The sequence below is a fragment of the Bartonella sp. CM86QHHN genome, assembly GCF_042194695.1.
Lineage (GTDB): Bacteria > Pseudomonadota > Alphaproteobacteria > Rhizobiales > Rhizobiaceae > Bartonella.
On sequence record NZ_JBHIND010000101.1, the window covers coordinates 1 to 16,231 of the forward strand.

Genomic DNA, 16,231 nt, shown 5'->3' on the forward strand with positions numbered 1-16,231 from the left:
AATAGATTTTTCCCGTTGCGTGGACGCCATAGAGAATAGCTTCTCACATCTTAAAAGATGGATAACAAAAAGTTAGATATCTTAGAATAGCGACCCTTTGGACCTCTGGTTTTGCTAAAAAACCACCCCGAAAAGAACTCTTGATTCGCAATAATTAAGAGACGTGTTGCAAAATCCTATTCCCTAACTTTTATTTACGCGTCCCTCACTGTAAAAAAGCTGTATAAATACAGCAAGTTATTTTTACATAAAACTTACATGTTATCCACAAATGGGGCACCTGTACATTAGATGAATTTTTTTTATTAAGTTGCTGGATTGAGTGGGTTTAAAATTTGTTACAAGCTTAGTTTGAGTTTAAAAAATCGATTATTATGAGGGGAGAATATGAGCATAGAGTTTCAACATATTTTCATTATATTGGGTAGGAAAAGTTCTGGCTCTAATGCATGTTTAAAAATAAGGGGAGGAATTGATCAATGGGACTTCCTATTATTATTCTTTCTCCTGTAATGCCAATTTGGGATGGTGGTGTTTTTTGTTCTCCATTGACAAAGCTATGTTCAACAAAAGGATTCCCTGTCACTCTGCTGGATACGCTTTCTCTTTTTCCTAAGGGTTCTCATGTTCTCAATTATTCTGCTGTAGACACTTTATCTTTTATGGCAGAAAAACTTAAAAGCTATTTTAAAGAGCCCGCAGTGCTTGTGGGATTTTCTATGGCTGGAACATTGGTACAAATATTGGCAGCTCAGCTTCCCAATGTTCAAGCTGTGCTTGCTGTGAATGCGCCTGGCTATCCAGATAAGGTTTTGCAACGGCGCCTTGGAGATATTCTTGCCTCCTTAGAAAATAATGATTTATCGGGGGCTTTGGAAATACTCAATGGTTTTATGCATCCTTCTGGCGTTATGAAAAAAAGAGCCTTATTGGAGATTCCTGATGAACAAAAAAGCGTGGCAATTGAACGCATGACAAGAGGCTTTAAACTCTTATTGATGATGGATGCTAGAGATGAGTTAGTTAAGTACAAGGGGAAGTTTTTAGCTTTAGTGGGAGAAAAGTCGCAACTTGCAACGGTAAATAATCAGACACAAAGTCATAATCTGAACCATGAATATAAGATTATCTCTGGTGCTGGTACGCGTTTGTGGGAGGATAATCCTACTATGACGGATGCAGTCATTGATGAGTGGATGGAGGGACTATGAAAAAGAAAGTTCTTGTATTACCTGGTGATGGGATAGGACCAGAGGTTTGTGATGCTGCGCTGATGGTTTTAGAGCAATTCCAATTGCCGATTGAATTGACTTATGGTGATATTGGTTTTGAATGTTGGAAACAGGAAGGAGCTCCTATCCCTCAAGCGACTTGGCAAAAAATTACTCAGAGTGATGCTATTTTACTTGGTGCTGTGACCAGTAAAGGAAAAGAAGCGGCTTTAAAAGAACTTGCTCCGCATTTAAAAGAGAAAAACCTTGTCTATGTTTCTCCCGCACTTCAACTTCGCCAAAAGTTAGGTTTGTTTGCGAATATACGTCCTGTAAGATACATCTTTGGTCCGAGAAAACCTTTTCATTTTTGTGTTATCAGAGAAAATAGTGAAGGCCTTTATGCTGGATTGGATTTTCGGGGTATTTCTCCTGAAACAGCCGTTTGGCTAAAACATCCAAATTTGACAAAATATGGGCTTGAGGAAGCTGCGTGGACAGTCCGTTTGCAGACACGCTTTGGTTTAGAGCGGTTATTTGAATACGCTTTTTCTTATGCAAGGAAATATAGCTTTAGGCGAGTTACTTTTGCTGATAAGCCCAATGTTCTGCGAAAAAGTGGGCAGTTTGCTCAGGAAATTTTTGAGAAAATTGCGCAAAACTATCCGGAAATTGAAGCAGATATTCAGAATGTTGATGCGGTTGCTTTGTGGATTGCAACCAAGCCAGAGCAGTTTGGTGTGATTGTTGCTGAAAATATGTTTGGCAATATTCTCTCTACTCTTGGCTCTGGTATAATGGGGGGATTGGGGCTTGCATCTCATGTGAATGTGGGGAGCGAGATTGCTTGTTTTGAACCTGTTCGTGGTAGCACACCACGTATTGCTGGACAAAATAAAGCCAATCCTTCTGCGATGCTTTATACCACGGCTTTACTCTTAGAGCATTTAGGCTTTAAAGATGCAGCAAAACAACTGTCTGAGAGTGTTGATCAGGTTATTCGTGCTGGAAAAACCGTTACCTATGATCTTGGAGGTGTCGCCTCTACCCGTCAAATGGCTGAAGCTGTTCGCAATTCTCTTATGAATCCTGTCTTTGTTTGTCGTGCGGCGATTATTACCGTTGGTGATGAACTCCTTTCAGGACAATATTTGAATACGAACTTACAAGATTTAAGCCAAAGCTTGAACAAGAGAAATATTCAAGTCACACGTCATTTTGTTTGTGCTGATCAATTACAGCAAATCAGTGAGACTGTTGTTTCTTGTCTTGGACAAGAAGATCTTATCATTATCAGTGGGGGATTGGGACCAACATCAGATGATAAAACACGTGATGGAGTTGCTCAAGCTGTAAAGCAGCCTTTACTACATCATGAAGATGTTTGGCAAACAATAAAGGGTCAATTACAACGATTAGGGATTACGGCGGATAAGAGTAATGCACGTCAAGCATTGTTTCCTGAGACAGCAACTGTGCTTGATAATCCTACAGGCACAGCACCAGGGTTTTATCTCTCTTGCGATGGAAGTACGCTTGTTGTTTTGCCTGGTCCACCATCACAGGCTCTTGCGCTTTTAGAGAATTATTTAGAACACAATGAGAAGAAATATTCTTCTGTATCGCGTGCGGAGTATGCATGGACTTTGATTGGAATTGATGAAAGTACTATTGCGCAGTGGGTTGATGATCATCTTGAAAATGAACCCTTTGAACGGCATTTTTTATGGAAAAGCCCCTATGTTTTGGTGCAACTGGTTGCTCAATCAGAAGCGCTCTTGGAACAACATTTCGTGGAAGAATTTGAAAATCATTTTCACCCCTATTTGGTTGGGGCAGAAGTTACTACTGCTTGTAAACAATTAGCGATGCATGCAGAGGTTCATTGGTTGGGCAATGATCCGCTGCTTTTAAAATATTTTCAGCCCATAGAAAAAGGTAAACAAGATATTCCACTGCTTGAGGTTGAAGTGAGCCTAGAGCCTTCTTTGGAGACATTAGAAAATCAAGCAGAAAGCCTTGGACATGCCACCATAACTATACGGATGAAAGGTTATGGTGATGATCGTATAACTTTTCCCTATACGCGACCACTTTTAGGTGTCGTCTTACAAGAATATGCAGCTTGGGCTGTCTTAAAAAGATATTTGAAAATGGAGAAGAAAAAATGAACCTCTATGGGGATGTAAAATATTGCCTAAATTATTGAACGTTCTATTATAAGAAGTACTTTGATCCTTTTCTTCAGTGGTTTTTGTCTATAGGGTAATTTTTCTTTTGATGTGTCATTAAATGACTTTGATTGATTCAAGATTAAGAAAAACTTTACGATATTAGGCTCGCTATATTCAATATTTATAATGATTAATTATGATTATAAATCAAGATGTTATCTTTCATGGAGCTGATGACAAGGAATCCAGAGACGTCATGTACCGCAAGCGTTGTAGATAATTGAGATTCTTCTGAAAATCAAAAAGCGATGGTGTGAAAAGACAAGAAGTCGTGTCATTTACAGGAAAGCTTTGCAAATTTTATTGAACAATATGTCCGTGAAGAGTTTATTGCGAACATGTGCCGTTCTGTTATCTGATAATAAATTGCTGTAAAGAGCTCATAAAATTTTTCCTTTAAGTTTTTGTGTGATTGCATGATCGTTGGGTGTTCACTTACGAGGGGCGATATTTTTCAATTTGATAACAGGAAGAACTATTTTTTCTGTAAGATGTGAAGATTTAAGGAGTGATTATTTTACGCTTTTGTTTTCTTTTTGATTGGTCATTTGTAGGAATTTTTTTTGGGGAAAATATTTAATGTGGTTAAAAACATTTTATGCGTGTGTGGGAGAAAAATAAAAATGTTGTCTTAATTGTTGATAAGAGTGTCAATATTTTGGATGAACAAATTTTAGTCGTAATTCTTAGTATCTAGATAGGAAGTTTATTGCATTTTTTAACAGTTCGTATTCTATCTGTTGTGATGCGCAGTGGTTTTTTAAGCAAAAAAGAAAGGGCTTTTATGTATCAGATTGATTACAACAGTTATCGTTCTGTCAAGAGTTTTAGTCGTCGCGTTCATTTTCTCGTTATGCATTATACGGCTATTGATTTTAAAGCCTCGATTATGGCGCTTACAGGAGAAAAGGTTAGTGCACACTATCTTGTTCCTGATCCTTCAGAGCAGACATATCGTGAGGCAGGCTTTAAGGATATGCGTATTTTTAATCTGGTTGATGAAAATGAGCGTGCATGGCATGCGGGTGTGAGTTCATGGGCTGGGCATAGTCATCTCAATGATGCATCTATCGGGATTGAAATCGTTAATTTAGCGACTTATCATGATGGGACGGGTATGTTTCCTCCTTATAATCCAATACAAATTGATGCTGTTAAGGAACTTGCCTTGAATATTCTTCAACGGTATCCCGATATTATGCCAACTGATGTGGTGGGACATAGTGATATTGCCATTGGAAGAAAAAGTGATCCAGGAGCAGCTTTTCCATGGAGAGAACTTTATAGCGCAGGTATAGGAGCATGGTATGATGATGAACTAAAAAGTCATTATCAAGAGCAATTCTCTAAGAATTTGCCACCCAAAGAAGATGTTTTGGCGAAGCTAAAATGTTATGGATATGACATTTCTGCTGCGTGTACCCAAACAGGATACAAAGATTTGATCCGAGCATTTCAACTTCATTTTCGTCAAGAAAATTATGATGGGATTCTAGATGTTGAAACAGCAGCAATTCTTTATGCATTGGTTGATAAGTATTTTCCGTGAATTCAATGCGTTTTAATTGAAAATATGGCTTATGATTACGTGTAAGCCTTTTTATTATCAGGAAAGGCTGCTTTTTGCCAATTGGCTTTATGTAAAAAGGGCATTAATCGTGTAAAAAATCCCATGTACGGTATAAGGCGTTTTATGGAAACATAACTCTGAAAGCTCTATGATTTGCAGAGATTAAATTTTATTGTTTCTTTGTCTTATATTTTTCTTCCTTTAAAAACGCATAAAGCCAAGATGTTGTGTATATGATGACATGTTCCTTACGCAGGGTAAAAGGCTTCAAATAAAATGGATTTGTATTGTATATTTACATGCTTGTTTTAAAGAAATGTCTTTTAATGTGTATTACAACACATATTTTACAGCGACGTTCATAGAGAATATAATCTAAAATCCTCTATGAAGTGTATCCTCATTTTTATGCTTAATAAAAGTGCCTAGCATTATCGTACACTTTGTTAGATCTCAATGTTACGACAACCCTTGGAACTGAAAACGATACATAAAAGGGTTTTCTTTACTCGTTTTTATTCACACGGCTCTCTCCGCTTGTCGTGTACAAGTGAAAGGTTTTGGTTGATTGAAACATGCAAAATTATAAATTATTATTATAAATCAAAGTGATGCAGATTCAAGAAAAATAGGGGCATTTACAGATTGCTACTGATAGGGGGGCTATTCTTTAGAAGGGGAAGAGGTCAATTCATTTTTTTGAAGATATATCTCTTTTCTCTTTTATTGCTTTAGGGGATGTTTGCATCGTTTTGACAGCATGTTTCTTAATGATTAAGTTTTTTAATGAAGCAGTGTTATAAAACGTTGTGTTTTAGAGTGTTGATAGAAGACACATTCAGGCATATCAAAAACACAATGATGTCTTGTTTTTTCAATATTTTATCTGTTCAGTGTAGAATTTATTTGAGAAGATCATGACCTAAATTAACAAAGGTTAGAAGTAAATTACCAAGAAAGACCAATTTGCTCATAAAGCAATGGGGGTTATTCATGCTTTAAAGGGCAAGGAAGAGATTGTGTTTGAAGTGATGTGTAAACGCCCGTGTGAGGTGCTCTTATCAAGCATATCAGGTTAATCTTCTAAGAGTAGTTTTATGAAACTAAGGCGGTTTTTTTTCGAGAGACAAGACAATACGTATCAGGAAAAGATATTCATGATATTTGATTTCAAAAATAAAAACTGGCAAACCATGTTGCCAGTTTTTAAAAGCTGTAGCTTAAATAGGATTAGAATGAACGCTGTAAACGGATCATACCTTGAAAAGCACTTTTCTTATTGAATAAATGTTTTTCATCATTATTTTTATCCGTCACAACGCGATCATCGTTCCAAGAAACATAGGTTAATTCAGGTGTAATCACAAATCCTGGAACCAGCGTGTATGTAATATTTACAGAAGTTGCAAAGGTTTTTACAGCACTATAAGAAACTTGAGCATTCAAATTTGCTTTTGGAGTAAGCTTGTAAGTGGCACCCGCCCAAGCAGCCCATTTACCACCCCAGTTTGCATAAATTGTTGTGCTTTTTCGTGATAACTCATCATTTTCATTTACTGTGTAGTAATCAAGTCCATTTTTATAGCCAGCCATTACCCATAGATTGAAACGATCGTTGACATTGAAATCTGCACGTACTTTTCCAGCCCACTTTTTGTAGTAAGCATCATATGCTGCAACTGCTGAAAAACCACCCCATTTTTGCATGAACTTTATACCCAAAACCACATTCGGGGTGTAATTTTTAATTGCTTTACTTGGAAGAGTGCCCTCAGTGATAGAAACAAGCTTATCATCTTTATCAATGTAGTATCCTGTTATTCCTGGAAGAGAATCTGCATTATTGCCTAATTCAGCGCCGATAATAGCAGAAAAGCCGGAGTCACCACTAAAGGTGTAGGAAATAAAATTGGTGCGTGTTGTGCCGGCAGGCGCTATGCTGTCATCATTGAGAACATTTCCATAATCACCAGTCCAGCTGTTGAAAATTGTGTCATCAAGACCTACGCGAAAACCACCCAGTTCAATGTAAGCCGCGGCAAGCTTTGCAGCAGCGTTGTCTCTACCATCACCCCAGTTTGAATAAATTCTTGCATATGAACGAAGTGTTCCCATTTCTGTTTCAGAAGCTGCTTGAAAAACAAGGGTGAGCCGTGATGCTGCGCCATAGGTTTTTCTTTTGTTTCTTAGTTCAGTTTCGGTTGTTGCATCGATATTATCACCGCCTATAAAATCAGTACGAACATTTCCTGATAAACGCATGCAGGTTTCTGTTCCAGGGATATAAAAATATCCTTTTCCATAGGCATCACAAACGCGAATATATTCTACAGGTTCGGGTTCGGCGATAACTGTTGAAGCAGCATGTGCTCCAGAAATTGCTAAAAAAGCTGCTGTAGAGCTTAAAAAGAGGGATTTAATATTCATATGGGATCTCCGAGGTCCGGTTAAATTTCTTCTAAAGAGTACCATTTGCCTAACGCATTAAGGACAAAGACATAAGTAAATACGCAGCACTTGTTATCTTAGCTATAACTAATCTTTTTAGAGTTTCAAATGTGAAATTACCTTTTTGTAATATATACATGTACTATTCGAGATGCTGTGGTAAAAAAGACACAATTTTTGTTTTATTAACTTTTGCTCCTTATGGGATCAATAAAGGAAAAAAAATTCAGATATTTGGGAAAAAAATCGAAAATGTCTTGAACTTTCTGTTGATACCATTTATGCCTCTCTGTTGGAGAGGTGGCCGAGTGGTCGAAGGCGCTCCCCTGCTAAGGGAGTAGGGCTCAAAAGGCTCTCGAGAGTTCGAATCTCTTCCTCTCCGCCATCTATTGTTATAAAAGCAGTTGACTGTGTATCGGAATTCTGTTTATCCCGTTGGGATTATGCCTCTCATATAAAAAGCATGTTCTAAACACAAATATACTTGTGTTGCCGATTTATGCGCTTGTTTTAAAGAGATATCTTTGCAATGTGTGTAAGCCCATTTTGCGACGCTGCCTCGTAAATGGTATAAAACACAAAAGTTTCTGTGAGACATATAAAGCCTTATAAAGCCACATCATTTGTATACTTATGAAGATGCAAAGAGGCATATTATATATCTGCTTATATATCTGCCTTCCTGTTGTTATAGATTTTGACTATGAGAGTTCATAAAAGGCATTTTTTCTTTCTAAATCGTTTTTATTTATACGGCTTTCTTTGCTTATGATGTGCAAGCAAATGATTTTGATTGTTTCAACCATAAAGCAGATTTGAAAAGAAAGAATCTTACAATATTCGCGTTTGGTATATTATCATTATAAATCAACGTGTTGCTTTATATTTGCATTGTGTATTGAAAGTTGGATGTGGCAATGCTCTCAAAAAAGTTATAGATTTCTTTTAGAAGAAAACATTGTGGGTGAAATGTTATGGTTTTCCTCTCATAGAGACTTTTGAGAGTGTTTCATCCATCTCATGACAACCAAACCACACATGAAAAAAGTAATGGTCGGTAATATTAGGTAGTAAGATGGAGAAACTTTTGCAGGAAGAAAAGAAATAATACTCAATACTGTAATTGAAAATATTCTTCCGCTAAAAGAGACAGCACCAACAACACCGGAAATATGCTGCGTTTGTTTTTGGTTAAGTTCTGAGAAAAATAAGCTTTTTGCGCCGATCGGTACAGTGCAAATAAATCCATGGATTAAAGAGAAGGCGATGACTGATGCAGCAGTTTGATGGCTATGAACTGAAAAATAGAGCGTTATGCACATCAGCGCAGAAAAGAAGGAAAAATATTTTATAGAATTCTTATATTTTTTATCAAGAACATGATACTTAGACATCAGTAAATTTGAAAAATATTGTGCTGAAAAGGCTCCAATATGGCAGCACATCAAGACGAGCATTTGCGAACCGTTGAGGTGATGAATTTTTCCCCCTGAAAGTATTATCGGTTGCCAGAAATGATAAATAATCTGAATACCAGCGCTAAAAAGGCACATGAGGAAAATAAACCATGCTCCTCCTACTGTATTTTGAAATATCCAGAGCGTTTCCTTGGCATTGTGCAAGATTGTTTTTGTTTTGGACGTTTCAGTTGTCGTTTTCTTTTCTTCAGGAACAATAAGGAAGATCAAAAAAATAAATCCCATCATGAGGCATGAGATGATATATCCCATAAAATATCGTCCAGAGTAATAGATCGTTCCAATTCCTACAATCCCACTGAGAATACTTCCAAAAGAGTTAACCTGGTGGTAGAGATGAGCATAATGCGAAAAGTGATCCTGTTTATCGCCTAGAGAATGGTAAATCCATCCGTCAATGGCGCTGACAATGATACAAATGCCCGCTGCATAGAGAATTTGCGCAATAATAAGTGCCGTCATATTGGGAGCTTGAAGGCATAGAAGATAAAATACTCCTGTCATAAAGACCCCAGCCATAACGGAATATTTACGCCGATATCTGTCAGATAAAACAGCGCAGGGAAAATCAAGTAGCAGGATGGTGGTGGAAAAGACAACCTGAAGCAGAGCTAATTGCGCCAGACTAACTCCCATGGACATTAAAAAAATCGCATGGTAAACGCCGATCAGCATGCGGATAGCGTTATAGGATCCATAGGTGAGAGCAAGGGTGCGAGGTCTGTTCATTGTGTTGTTTCATAGATTGTACAATAAGAATTTTCATTGAAAAGAATATTTTTCTGTGAAAAGGTAGCTGTTTCATATCCCCATTCAGGGATTAGTGGAAAGAAGGCTTCCATAACCATCCCAAAATTTAAAAGGTCCCTTAGTCCATATGGGACTTCAAAGCGTATTAATGAGAGCAAATGATGCAATTTTAAAGTGATTATGAGGAGCAACATAAGCCTCATAAATGAGATTGTCATCTTTTGAGGGGAGTTGCTTGTGGGGCTGTTGCTTTCATAGCAATCATTTTGTCTAGATCTGTAAAATGATCCTAGGACGGCAAGATCATTGACATAATTAGAACTTATAGAGGCTTGTTTATTTTTTATACACCATTTACTGATCCATTCTCTTTGCTGATCAGCTGAAATAGCACAAATGATCCATAAATCGGTTTTGGGTAATTTTTTGATATCTTTTTTTATAGTCATCAACATTTGTAATTCCCCCCTTTCTTTCTGACTGTTTCTCCGTATCACTTTACGTCTAAAATTTTTTTTCAGAATTCATCTTTACTTTATTTATTAAAAAGATTGTCTCGCAAGGTGCTTTTTAATCACGTCATTACGATTAAGAATTAAATTTCTGATATAAGAGGAAGGGGGCATGATACATTGTGACTAAATACATAAATCCCTCCGTATCCTGAAATGACGATTTCCTTTTGCAAAACAGTATCTTGAATGGAAGCTCGATAACCGTTACGTTGATCATGGAAATGATACCCTAAAAGAGTGCTTATGAGTGCTTGAAGATATTCTTTAGATATTACAGATAGGACAAGAAAATAGTTTAAAAAAATCAAACGTGGGATAAAAGCTTTCATCTTATGATGGGTAATGGTGAATTTTAAACTTCATCTACTGTTTTTTTGAGCTACTGTGCTGTAAGAAAGATCAAACTCCCCCAATTCATGTCTCTAATTTAGATCATTGATCATAAAACATTATTACTGTCTTTTCAAATTATAACTTTGCTCATTGCTTGTCTTCACTGATTAAATCAACATTTCTCTAAAATGCTACTTGAGAAAAATGCATCCTATCAGTTTAATATTCTATGATCTTTTAATTAATTTAAAGAAGATAACATAAAATATACGATAAAAAATGAATAAATTTCAATTTTTGTAAAAAACACAAACTTTTTTACTGCTGCTGATAAAAAACAAAGCTATATTAAAAGTAGTCTTTATACCCTTCAATACCATTGATTTTTGGTTGTTACCGGATGAAGGCTCCTTTGTTTTGGAAAGAGCGGAGCAGAATTTAAGAGCAGAATGGGCGCGTGCGCAAAGGCTTGGGCGTGATTTGTCTTTNGTGAGGGTATTTTAGTCATACCTGATGAAGCTGTCGCTTTGGGGGATATTGTCTTGTCTGAACTGGGGCGTGCTTATTGATTTTCTCGTTGTTATTGCTGCTTAATTTCAGCCATTATTTTTCTGAAAAAGAAGCTTTGTAGGGAGAAGATCATACATGGAGCAGGGCGTAAAACGATGAAATGCATATAACTGATCCAGTAATGTTGACAATAATCGCTCAATATGTTGCTCTGGCTACCTAAACAAATGGCTAGATTGGCTTTTATTCTCTGAGATAAGTGTTACTGTTGATGAGATAGAATGCGGATGAGCGAATTATTAGTTAAGGGATTAGAGTAATGGGGGGGAAAAATAATCGTCAAGATTTGAGTTGTTTCAAAATCGCTGTATTCGGTATGATTATTATGATTTTGGGGATGGGGATTGGGCGATTTTTCTATACGCCGGTATTTCCAGTTATGTTGAATGAAGGATTGTTTACCTTTAAGCAACTTTCTTATATAGCTAGCGCTAATTATGGCGGTTATTTAGTTGGGAGTATGTTTTTTTCGTTTTGCAGAGTTGGGAATATATCCCGTGCTCCCTACATGCTATTTGGTGCAGCTATAGTGACGAGTGCACTTATTTTTGCCATGGCGTTAACAACAAACTTTTACTTGGTCTTCTTTATCCGCTTTGCTGCCGGTATCGCGAGTGCAGCAATGATGATTTTTGGTTCTATGACGGTTATGCAGCATAGTCACAAGCTGTGGGTTATTGCTTCGCTCTATGCAGGTGTGGGAGTTGGTATTCTGCTGGGTAATGAGTATGTTATTATTGGTTTGAGTAAATCGCTGAACGCGAAAAATATTTGGTTTGGAGCTGGTTTTATATCTGTTGTATTGTTGCTCTTGTTGTTTATTTTATTTCCACGTCGTGTTGATGCGTCTCAATTTGCTATTAATGAGTCATTGGCACACGAAAATATCGTTTGGTGGGAACTCGCTCTGATTTATGGGCTTGCTGGGTTTGGTTATATTATTGTCGCGACATATCTTCCTCTGATGGCGAAAACATTTAATTTCCCACTACTCGCTAACCACTTATGGTCGTTTGTCGGAATAGCCATTGTTCCTAGTTGTTTCATTTGGTTATGGGGAGCCCATCGGTGGGGGGTATTACGTTGTTTGATGCTCAATTTGCTTATCCAAGGAGGATGCGTATTACTGACATTATTCAGTCAGTCTCTTGTACTGATCGTTCTCAGCTGTATAGGGTTTGGATTTACTTTTATGGGGACGACTTCTTTAGTTATGCCGTTAGCTAAGCGTTTATATGCGCCGTATGGCATAAATCTGCTAGGCTTGGCTACCTTAACTTACTGTTTTGGCCAAATATTAGGACCTCTCTTGACGAGTTTTTTACAGTCTGGTTCATATGCCATTGCGCTTTCCGTTATCTGTGGTGCTGTAGCGCTTTTTGTTGCTGCTGGAATCTGTCAATATTGTCTTTGTAAAAAGGTCGTTGGCGTTTCATAAACCCGCAATCTTCACTAAAAAGTCAGAGAATTTATTCCATTCTTTTTGAAACATTTTGTGAAAGTCAAATTATTCTAATAGGGGAGATTACAGAATGCTTCACTCTACAGTCGCTATTTTGGGCGTTGGTCCTCGTGGGATCAGTATTCTCGAACGCTTGCTCACACTTTATTCCCATTATCCATTTTCTGGGAACATTGATATTTTATTGATTGATCCCAATGAGATGGGAACCGGTACCCATAGTGTGCATCAGCCAGATCATTTATTGGTTAACACTGTCGCTTGCCAGATTACTTTATTTGGTGATGATACAGTTAAGGGTGTCGGGCCTATTCGTAAAGGGCCGAATTTCTATCAATGGGCTATTCAACAAGGTTATCGTAATATTAACGGTGTTTTTTCTCGTACAGAGCATAATGTTGGGAGAGAAATCAAAGAAAATGATTATTTATCACGTCGTTTGTTAGGGGAATACCTGTCTTGGGCTTACCAAGAGCTCACGCAAGATTTACCTTCCGGTATTCGTATTAAGGAGATCCGACAAAAGGTTATCAATCTCCATATCCACCAAGATCATAAAACGGATGTTCTTTTGGAAGATGGCTGTCATTATAGTGTAGATTTTGTTTATATGACCACGGGTCACGGTAAGAATATATATTCATCGCATGATGAAAGCCTGCAACAGTTTGTGGCTGGTCACCAAATGAAAAACGCTCTTCTGAATTATTATTCGAATCCTTATCCAATTGAAAAGTTAGACTCTATACAATCTCAGTCTCATGTGCTGGTGCAGGGAATTGGATTAACTAGCTACGATGTCTTGTCGCAATTGACTTACGGTCGCGGTGGGACTTTTACTGAAAATGCTGGACAATTGCGCTACATGCCAAGCGGCAAAGAACCGAAGATAGCTCTATTCTCCCGTCAAACATTGCCTTTTAGTAGTCGCGGGATTAATCAAAAGGGTAGTAGTGGGCAATACATACCATCATTCCTTACTCTTGATGCAATACATCATCTGCGGAAACAGTCCAGCATTGCTAACGGTTCTCCGAAGCTGGATTTCGAAACGCAGCTTTTACCTCTGTTGCTTAAAGAAATGTGTTATGTCTATCGAAGTACGCAGCTGGGGCACTGGCTAGACCCTGAAACCTATGTTGTTACTTCCAAAGACGAGCAGTGTATTCAAGCGTTGCTGTATCCTCATCGAAATAAAATATTCGCCTCTCTGAAGGATTATACAAGATTCTTCATGGAGCATTTGAAGGACGATCTTCATTCTTCCGCTGCAGGTAATGTTGATGGCCCAGTGAAAGCTGCTACAGATGTGCTACGAGATGTCCGTGATATCTTACGTTCAGCAATTGATTTTTGCGGGTTAACGTCTTCATCTCACAAGTACTTTATTGAATATTTTAATCCAAACTTTAACCGTATTTCTGTCGGCCCACCGATGCAGCGAAACCAAGAGTTGAAGGCTCTGATGGAGGCTGGTATCGTGACTTTGGCTGGCGGCCCTTCACCTAAACTTGTTCTCAATGCTAGTACTAGCCGTTTCGAAATTCAGTCTGTTTTCCAAGATGAAAACAGTTCAGTTGATGGAGATGTGCTGATCACGGCCAAGATTGATCGTTTTTCTCCGTTGCGTGATGAGTCTCCTTTTATCAAAAATTTCGCTGCTCAGGGCATCATTCGACCATTTATCAACCAAGGATATCATCCTGGTGGTATTGATATTGACTGTCAGCAGCATCCTATAGACACTAAAGGGCAAATACAAAATACATTATGGGTGGTCGGTAATCCAGTAGAGGGGCCCAATTTTTATACATATATTTTGCCTAGACCTTTAGTTAATTCGCGTGCATTGCGGGATGCAGGGCACTGTGTCATTGACATGTACGAGCAGCTTCTTAATCGCTACTCAGTCAAAGATTCAATAATTAATGTACATTGATGATATAAAAAGCTTCCTGATATGCATGTCCTCCGTATCCGCTATAATGGCGATACTGATGCTATTCATTTTTCTTATATCTATCTCAATGAGAACTTGGTTTCTTATTCCATTGGCTGGAGTGACTGTTTTTGGTTATTTGCTTTTGACGATACCATACTGGTGGTTGAAGGGGAATGCACGCAGTGGTGTGTTCATCCTGTTGGCTTGTACTTTAGTGCTGATATGGCGTTGGTACTTGCCTGATATTCGTACTGTGCTTGTGCGTTTTACTGATGTCTTTTGGCTATTACTCGCCATGGGATTGTTGCGCCATGTGATGAATACATGGCGTATTTCAGAATTTCTCTCTGAACGGTTGATGCGCTATGGAAAGGGTTCGCTTACCCTGTCCATCGCGATACTGACTGCGTTTCTAGCTTGGCCGATGAGTTTGGGGGTTATCCCCCTAATGATTGATGCCTTGAAAAAAAGTGTTTTTCCCTCTCGCCATTTGGCCGCTATTGTGATGCGAATGATGAGCATCACGATGGTATTGATGCCGACCAGCATCGGTGCAGCAACAGTTTTCGCTGCTATGCCTAGAACACCAATATACACATCCGCTGCTTTGGGGATACCACTTTTTCTATTTAGTCTGTTGTTGTTGTGCATTTCTCCTGTTGTACCGCTAGCTAACCCGATTATTTGCGATGAGAGGAGGGCAAATAAAGAAGGAGAGAGAGTAAGAATTTGGATTTTTTTGATATTTTTCTGGCTAACATTTATCGTTGCGTTGACAGTTATCAGGTTGAATGCACTAGAAAGCATTGCATTGACGGCGAGCATTCTATACGTCATTGAGCGTGGGAGTTCACGCAGTATTGATTTTTTGACTCCCTTAGTGGCAGTGATACGCAGTATATCCAGTGAAATTATGTTGTTGCTAGGTTGTAGTCTGCTAATATCTACTTGTGATTTGCTTATTCCTTTGTTGCCGGTGACGTTTAGTCACTCATTGGCATCACTCTCTGTTTGGCAGCGCTATGCCTGTATTCTCTTTGTGTTGCCAATTTTCAGTGTAGTAGGAATTCACCCTATGGTGCTATTTAGTTTGGCATTTCCTTTACTAGGGTCATCGATGGCTTATGGGGTTACGGATTATTTGGTTTGGATTTGCTTCTTTATTGCAGCTCAACTCCTTTCTCCTGTATCAATAAATGCTATTTTTGCTTCCAGTAGCCTGCATATTTCACCGGTGGATACGAGCTTTAAAATGCATAGTTATTATGTATTAATATTTAATCTTTTTGCGTTCATTTATTTGAGCTTTTTTATTCAATATTTGTAAATTATGGAGATCTTATGCCTTACATAAACATTAAAATTACTAATGAAGGGGTTACCTCTGAACAGAAACGGCAACTAATAGAAGGGGCAACTCAATTATTAGTTAATATTCTGAATAAAAATCCGAAAACGACTGTTGTCGTGATTGATGAAGTGGAGACAGACAATTGGGGTATCGGTGGTGTTCCCATTACAGAATTAAGAAAAGCTCAAAATAAAGAATAACTCTGTGTATTTGACAATAATTTAAGGTCAATAGGGGTAATCAATGTAAAAAATCACGTCCTTTAGTAACATTTTATCAGACCGCCATTGGGGCGGTTGTTACAGCCCCTGATGCTGACAACCAAGTTTTTCCCCTCGACGAGCCCGTGTTGGTCTTCACCCATGAG

At 38.1% G+C, this 16,231-nt stretch carries 10 protein-coding genes and 1 tRNA gene; 8 read left to right on the plus strand and 3 right to left on the minus strand.

What is annotated here, in order from left to right; all coding sequences use genetic code 11:
* Window positions 1-479: 479 nt before the first annotated feature.
* The 3 genes from ACFIKX_RS10220 (at window position 480) to ACFIKX_RS10230 (ending at window position 4,994) form a co-directional block, all read left to right on the plus strand.
* Window positions 480-1,211, plus strand: a complete 732-nt coding sequence (locus tag ACFIKX_RS10220) for an alpha/beta fold hydrolase (protein ID WP_375628641.1) — start codon at window positions 480-482, stop codon at window positions 1,209-1,211.
* The gene (locus ACFIKX_RS10225; RefSeq protein ID WP_375628643.1) at window positions 1,208-3,382 is read left to right on the plus strand and encodes an isocitrate/isopropylmalate family dehydrogenase; all 2,175 of its coding nucleotides are present in this window, start codon (window positions 1,208-1,210) and stop codon (window positions 3,380-3,382) included. Before ACFIKX_RS10220 ends, ACFIKX_RS10225 begins: the two co-directional genes overlap by 4 nt.
* Before the next feature lie 847 nt (window positions 3,383-4,229).
* Complete coding sequence (locus ACFIKX_RS10230) at window positions 4,230-4,994, plus strand: N-acetylmuramoyl-L-alanine amidase (protein WP_375613801.1); 765 nt, start codon at window positions 4,230-4,232, stop codon at window positions 4,992-4,994.
* 1,251 nt (window positions 4,995-6,245) lie between these two features.
* Here the strand turns inward: ACFIKX_RS10230 and ACFIKX_RS10235 are convergent.
* Window positions 6,246-7,442, minus strand: a complete 1,197-nt coding sequence (locus ACFIKX_RS10235; RefSeq protein WP_375613795.1) for a porin — start codon at window positions 7,440-7,442, stop codon at window positions 6,246-6,248.
* 315 nt (window positions 7,443-7,757) lie between these two features.
* Between ACFIKX_RS10235 and ACFIKX_RS10240 the strand changes: the two genes are divergently transcribed.
* A tRNA-Ser gene (locus ACFIKX_RS10240) sits at window positions 7,758-7,848 on the plus strand.
* 601 nt (window positions 7,849-8,449) lie between these two features.
* Here ACFIKX_RS10240 and ACFIKX_RS10245 read toward each other — a convergent pair.
* Both ACFIKX_RS10245 and ACFIKX_RS10250 read right to left on the minus strand, forming a co-directional pair.
* Window positions 8,450-9,670 (minus strand): MFS transporter, encoded by a 1,221-nt coding sequence (locus ACFIKX_RS10245; protein ID WP_375628645.1) that lies wholly within the window; start codon window positions 9,668-9,670, stop codon window positions 8,450-8,452.
* Window positions 9,667-10,140, minus strand: coding sequence for a hypothetical protein (locus ACFIKX_RS10250; protein WP_375628647.1), 474 nt, complete (start codon window positions 10,138-10,140; stop codon window positions 9,667-9,669). The genes ACFIKX_RS10245 and ACFIKX_RS10250 overlap by 4 nt, the downstream gene beginning before the upstream one ends.
* A 1,255-nt stretch (window positions 10,141-11,395) precedes the next feature.
* On the opposite strand from ACFIKX_RS10250, the gene ACFIKX_RS10255 reads away from it, so the two are divergent.
* The 4 genes from ACFIKX_RS10255 to ACFIKX_RS10270 all read left to right on the plus strand — a co-directional run bounded on the left by ACFIKX_RS10255 (window position 11,396) and on the right by ACFIKX_RS10270 (window position 16,064).
* Window positions 11,396-12,547 (plus strand): YbfB/YjiJ family MFS transporter, encoded by a 1,152-nt coding sequence (locus ACFIKX_RS10255; protein WP_375646041.1) that lies wholly within the window; start codon window positions 11,396-11,398, stop codon window positions 12,545-12,547.
* A 94-nt stretch (window positions 12,548-12,641) separates the two neighbouring features.
* Complete coding sequence (locus ACFIKX_RS10260) at window positions 12,642-14,510, plus strand: FAD/NAD(P)-binding protein (RefSeq protein WP_375628651.1); 1,869 nt, start codon at window positions 12,642-12,644, stop codon at window positions 14,508-14,510.
* 58 nt (window positions 14,511-14,568) lie between these two features.
* A complete protein-coding gene (locus ACFIKX_RS10265) occupies window positions 14,569-15,840 on the plus strand; it encodes a hypothetical protein (protein WP_375646044.1) in 1,272 nt (423 codons plus the stop codon).
* A gap of 14 nt (window positions 15,841-15,854) precedes the next feature.
* Complete coding sequence (locus ACFIKX_RS10270) at window positions 15,855-16,064, plus strand: 2-hydroxymuconate tautomerase family protein (RefSeq protein ID WP_375607418.1); 210 nt, start codon at window positions 15,855-15,857, stop codon at window positions 16,062-16,064.
* Window positions 16,065-16,231 lie beyond the last annotated feature (167 nt).

Bases quoted from the DNA above. Each gene is read 5' to 3' on its own strand.
- ACFIKX_RS10220 (WP_375628641.1), top strand. From the start codon at position 480: ATGGGACTTCCTATTATTATTCTTTCTCCTGTAATGCCAATTTGGGAT.
- ACFIKX_RS10225 (WP_375628643.1), top strand. From the start codon at position 1,208: ATGAAAAAGAAAGTTCTTGTATTACCTGGTGATGGGATAGGACCAGAG.
- ACFIKX_RS10230 (WP_375613801.1), top strand. From the start codon at position 4,230: ATGTATCAGATTGATTACAACAGTTATCGTTCTGTCAAGAGTTTTAGT.
- ACFIKX_RS10235 (WP_375613795.1), bottom strand. From the start codon at position 7,442: ATGAATATTAAATCCCTCTTTTTAAGCTCTACAGCAGCTTTTTTAGCA.
- ACFIKX_RS10245 (WP_375628645.1), bottom strand. From the start codon at position 9,670: ATGAACAGACCTCGCACCCTTGCTCTCACCTATGGATCCTATAACGCT.
- ACFIKX_RS10250 (WP_375628647.1), bottom strand. From the start codon at position 10,140: ATGACTATAAAAAAAGATATCAAAAAATTACCCAAAACCGATTTATGG.
- ACFIKX_RS10260 (WP_375628651.1), top strand. From the start codon at position 12,642: ATGCTTCACTCTACAGTCGCTATTTTGGGCGTTGGTCCTCGTGGGATC.
- ACFIKX_RS10265 (WP_375646044.1), top strand. From the start codon at position 14,569: ATGCTATTCATTTTTCTTATATCTATCTCAATGAGAACTTGGTTTCTT.
- ACFIKX_RS10270 (WP_375607418.1), top strand. From the start codon at position 15,855: ATGCCTTACATAAACATTAAAATTACTAATGAAGGGGTTACCTCTGAA.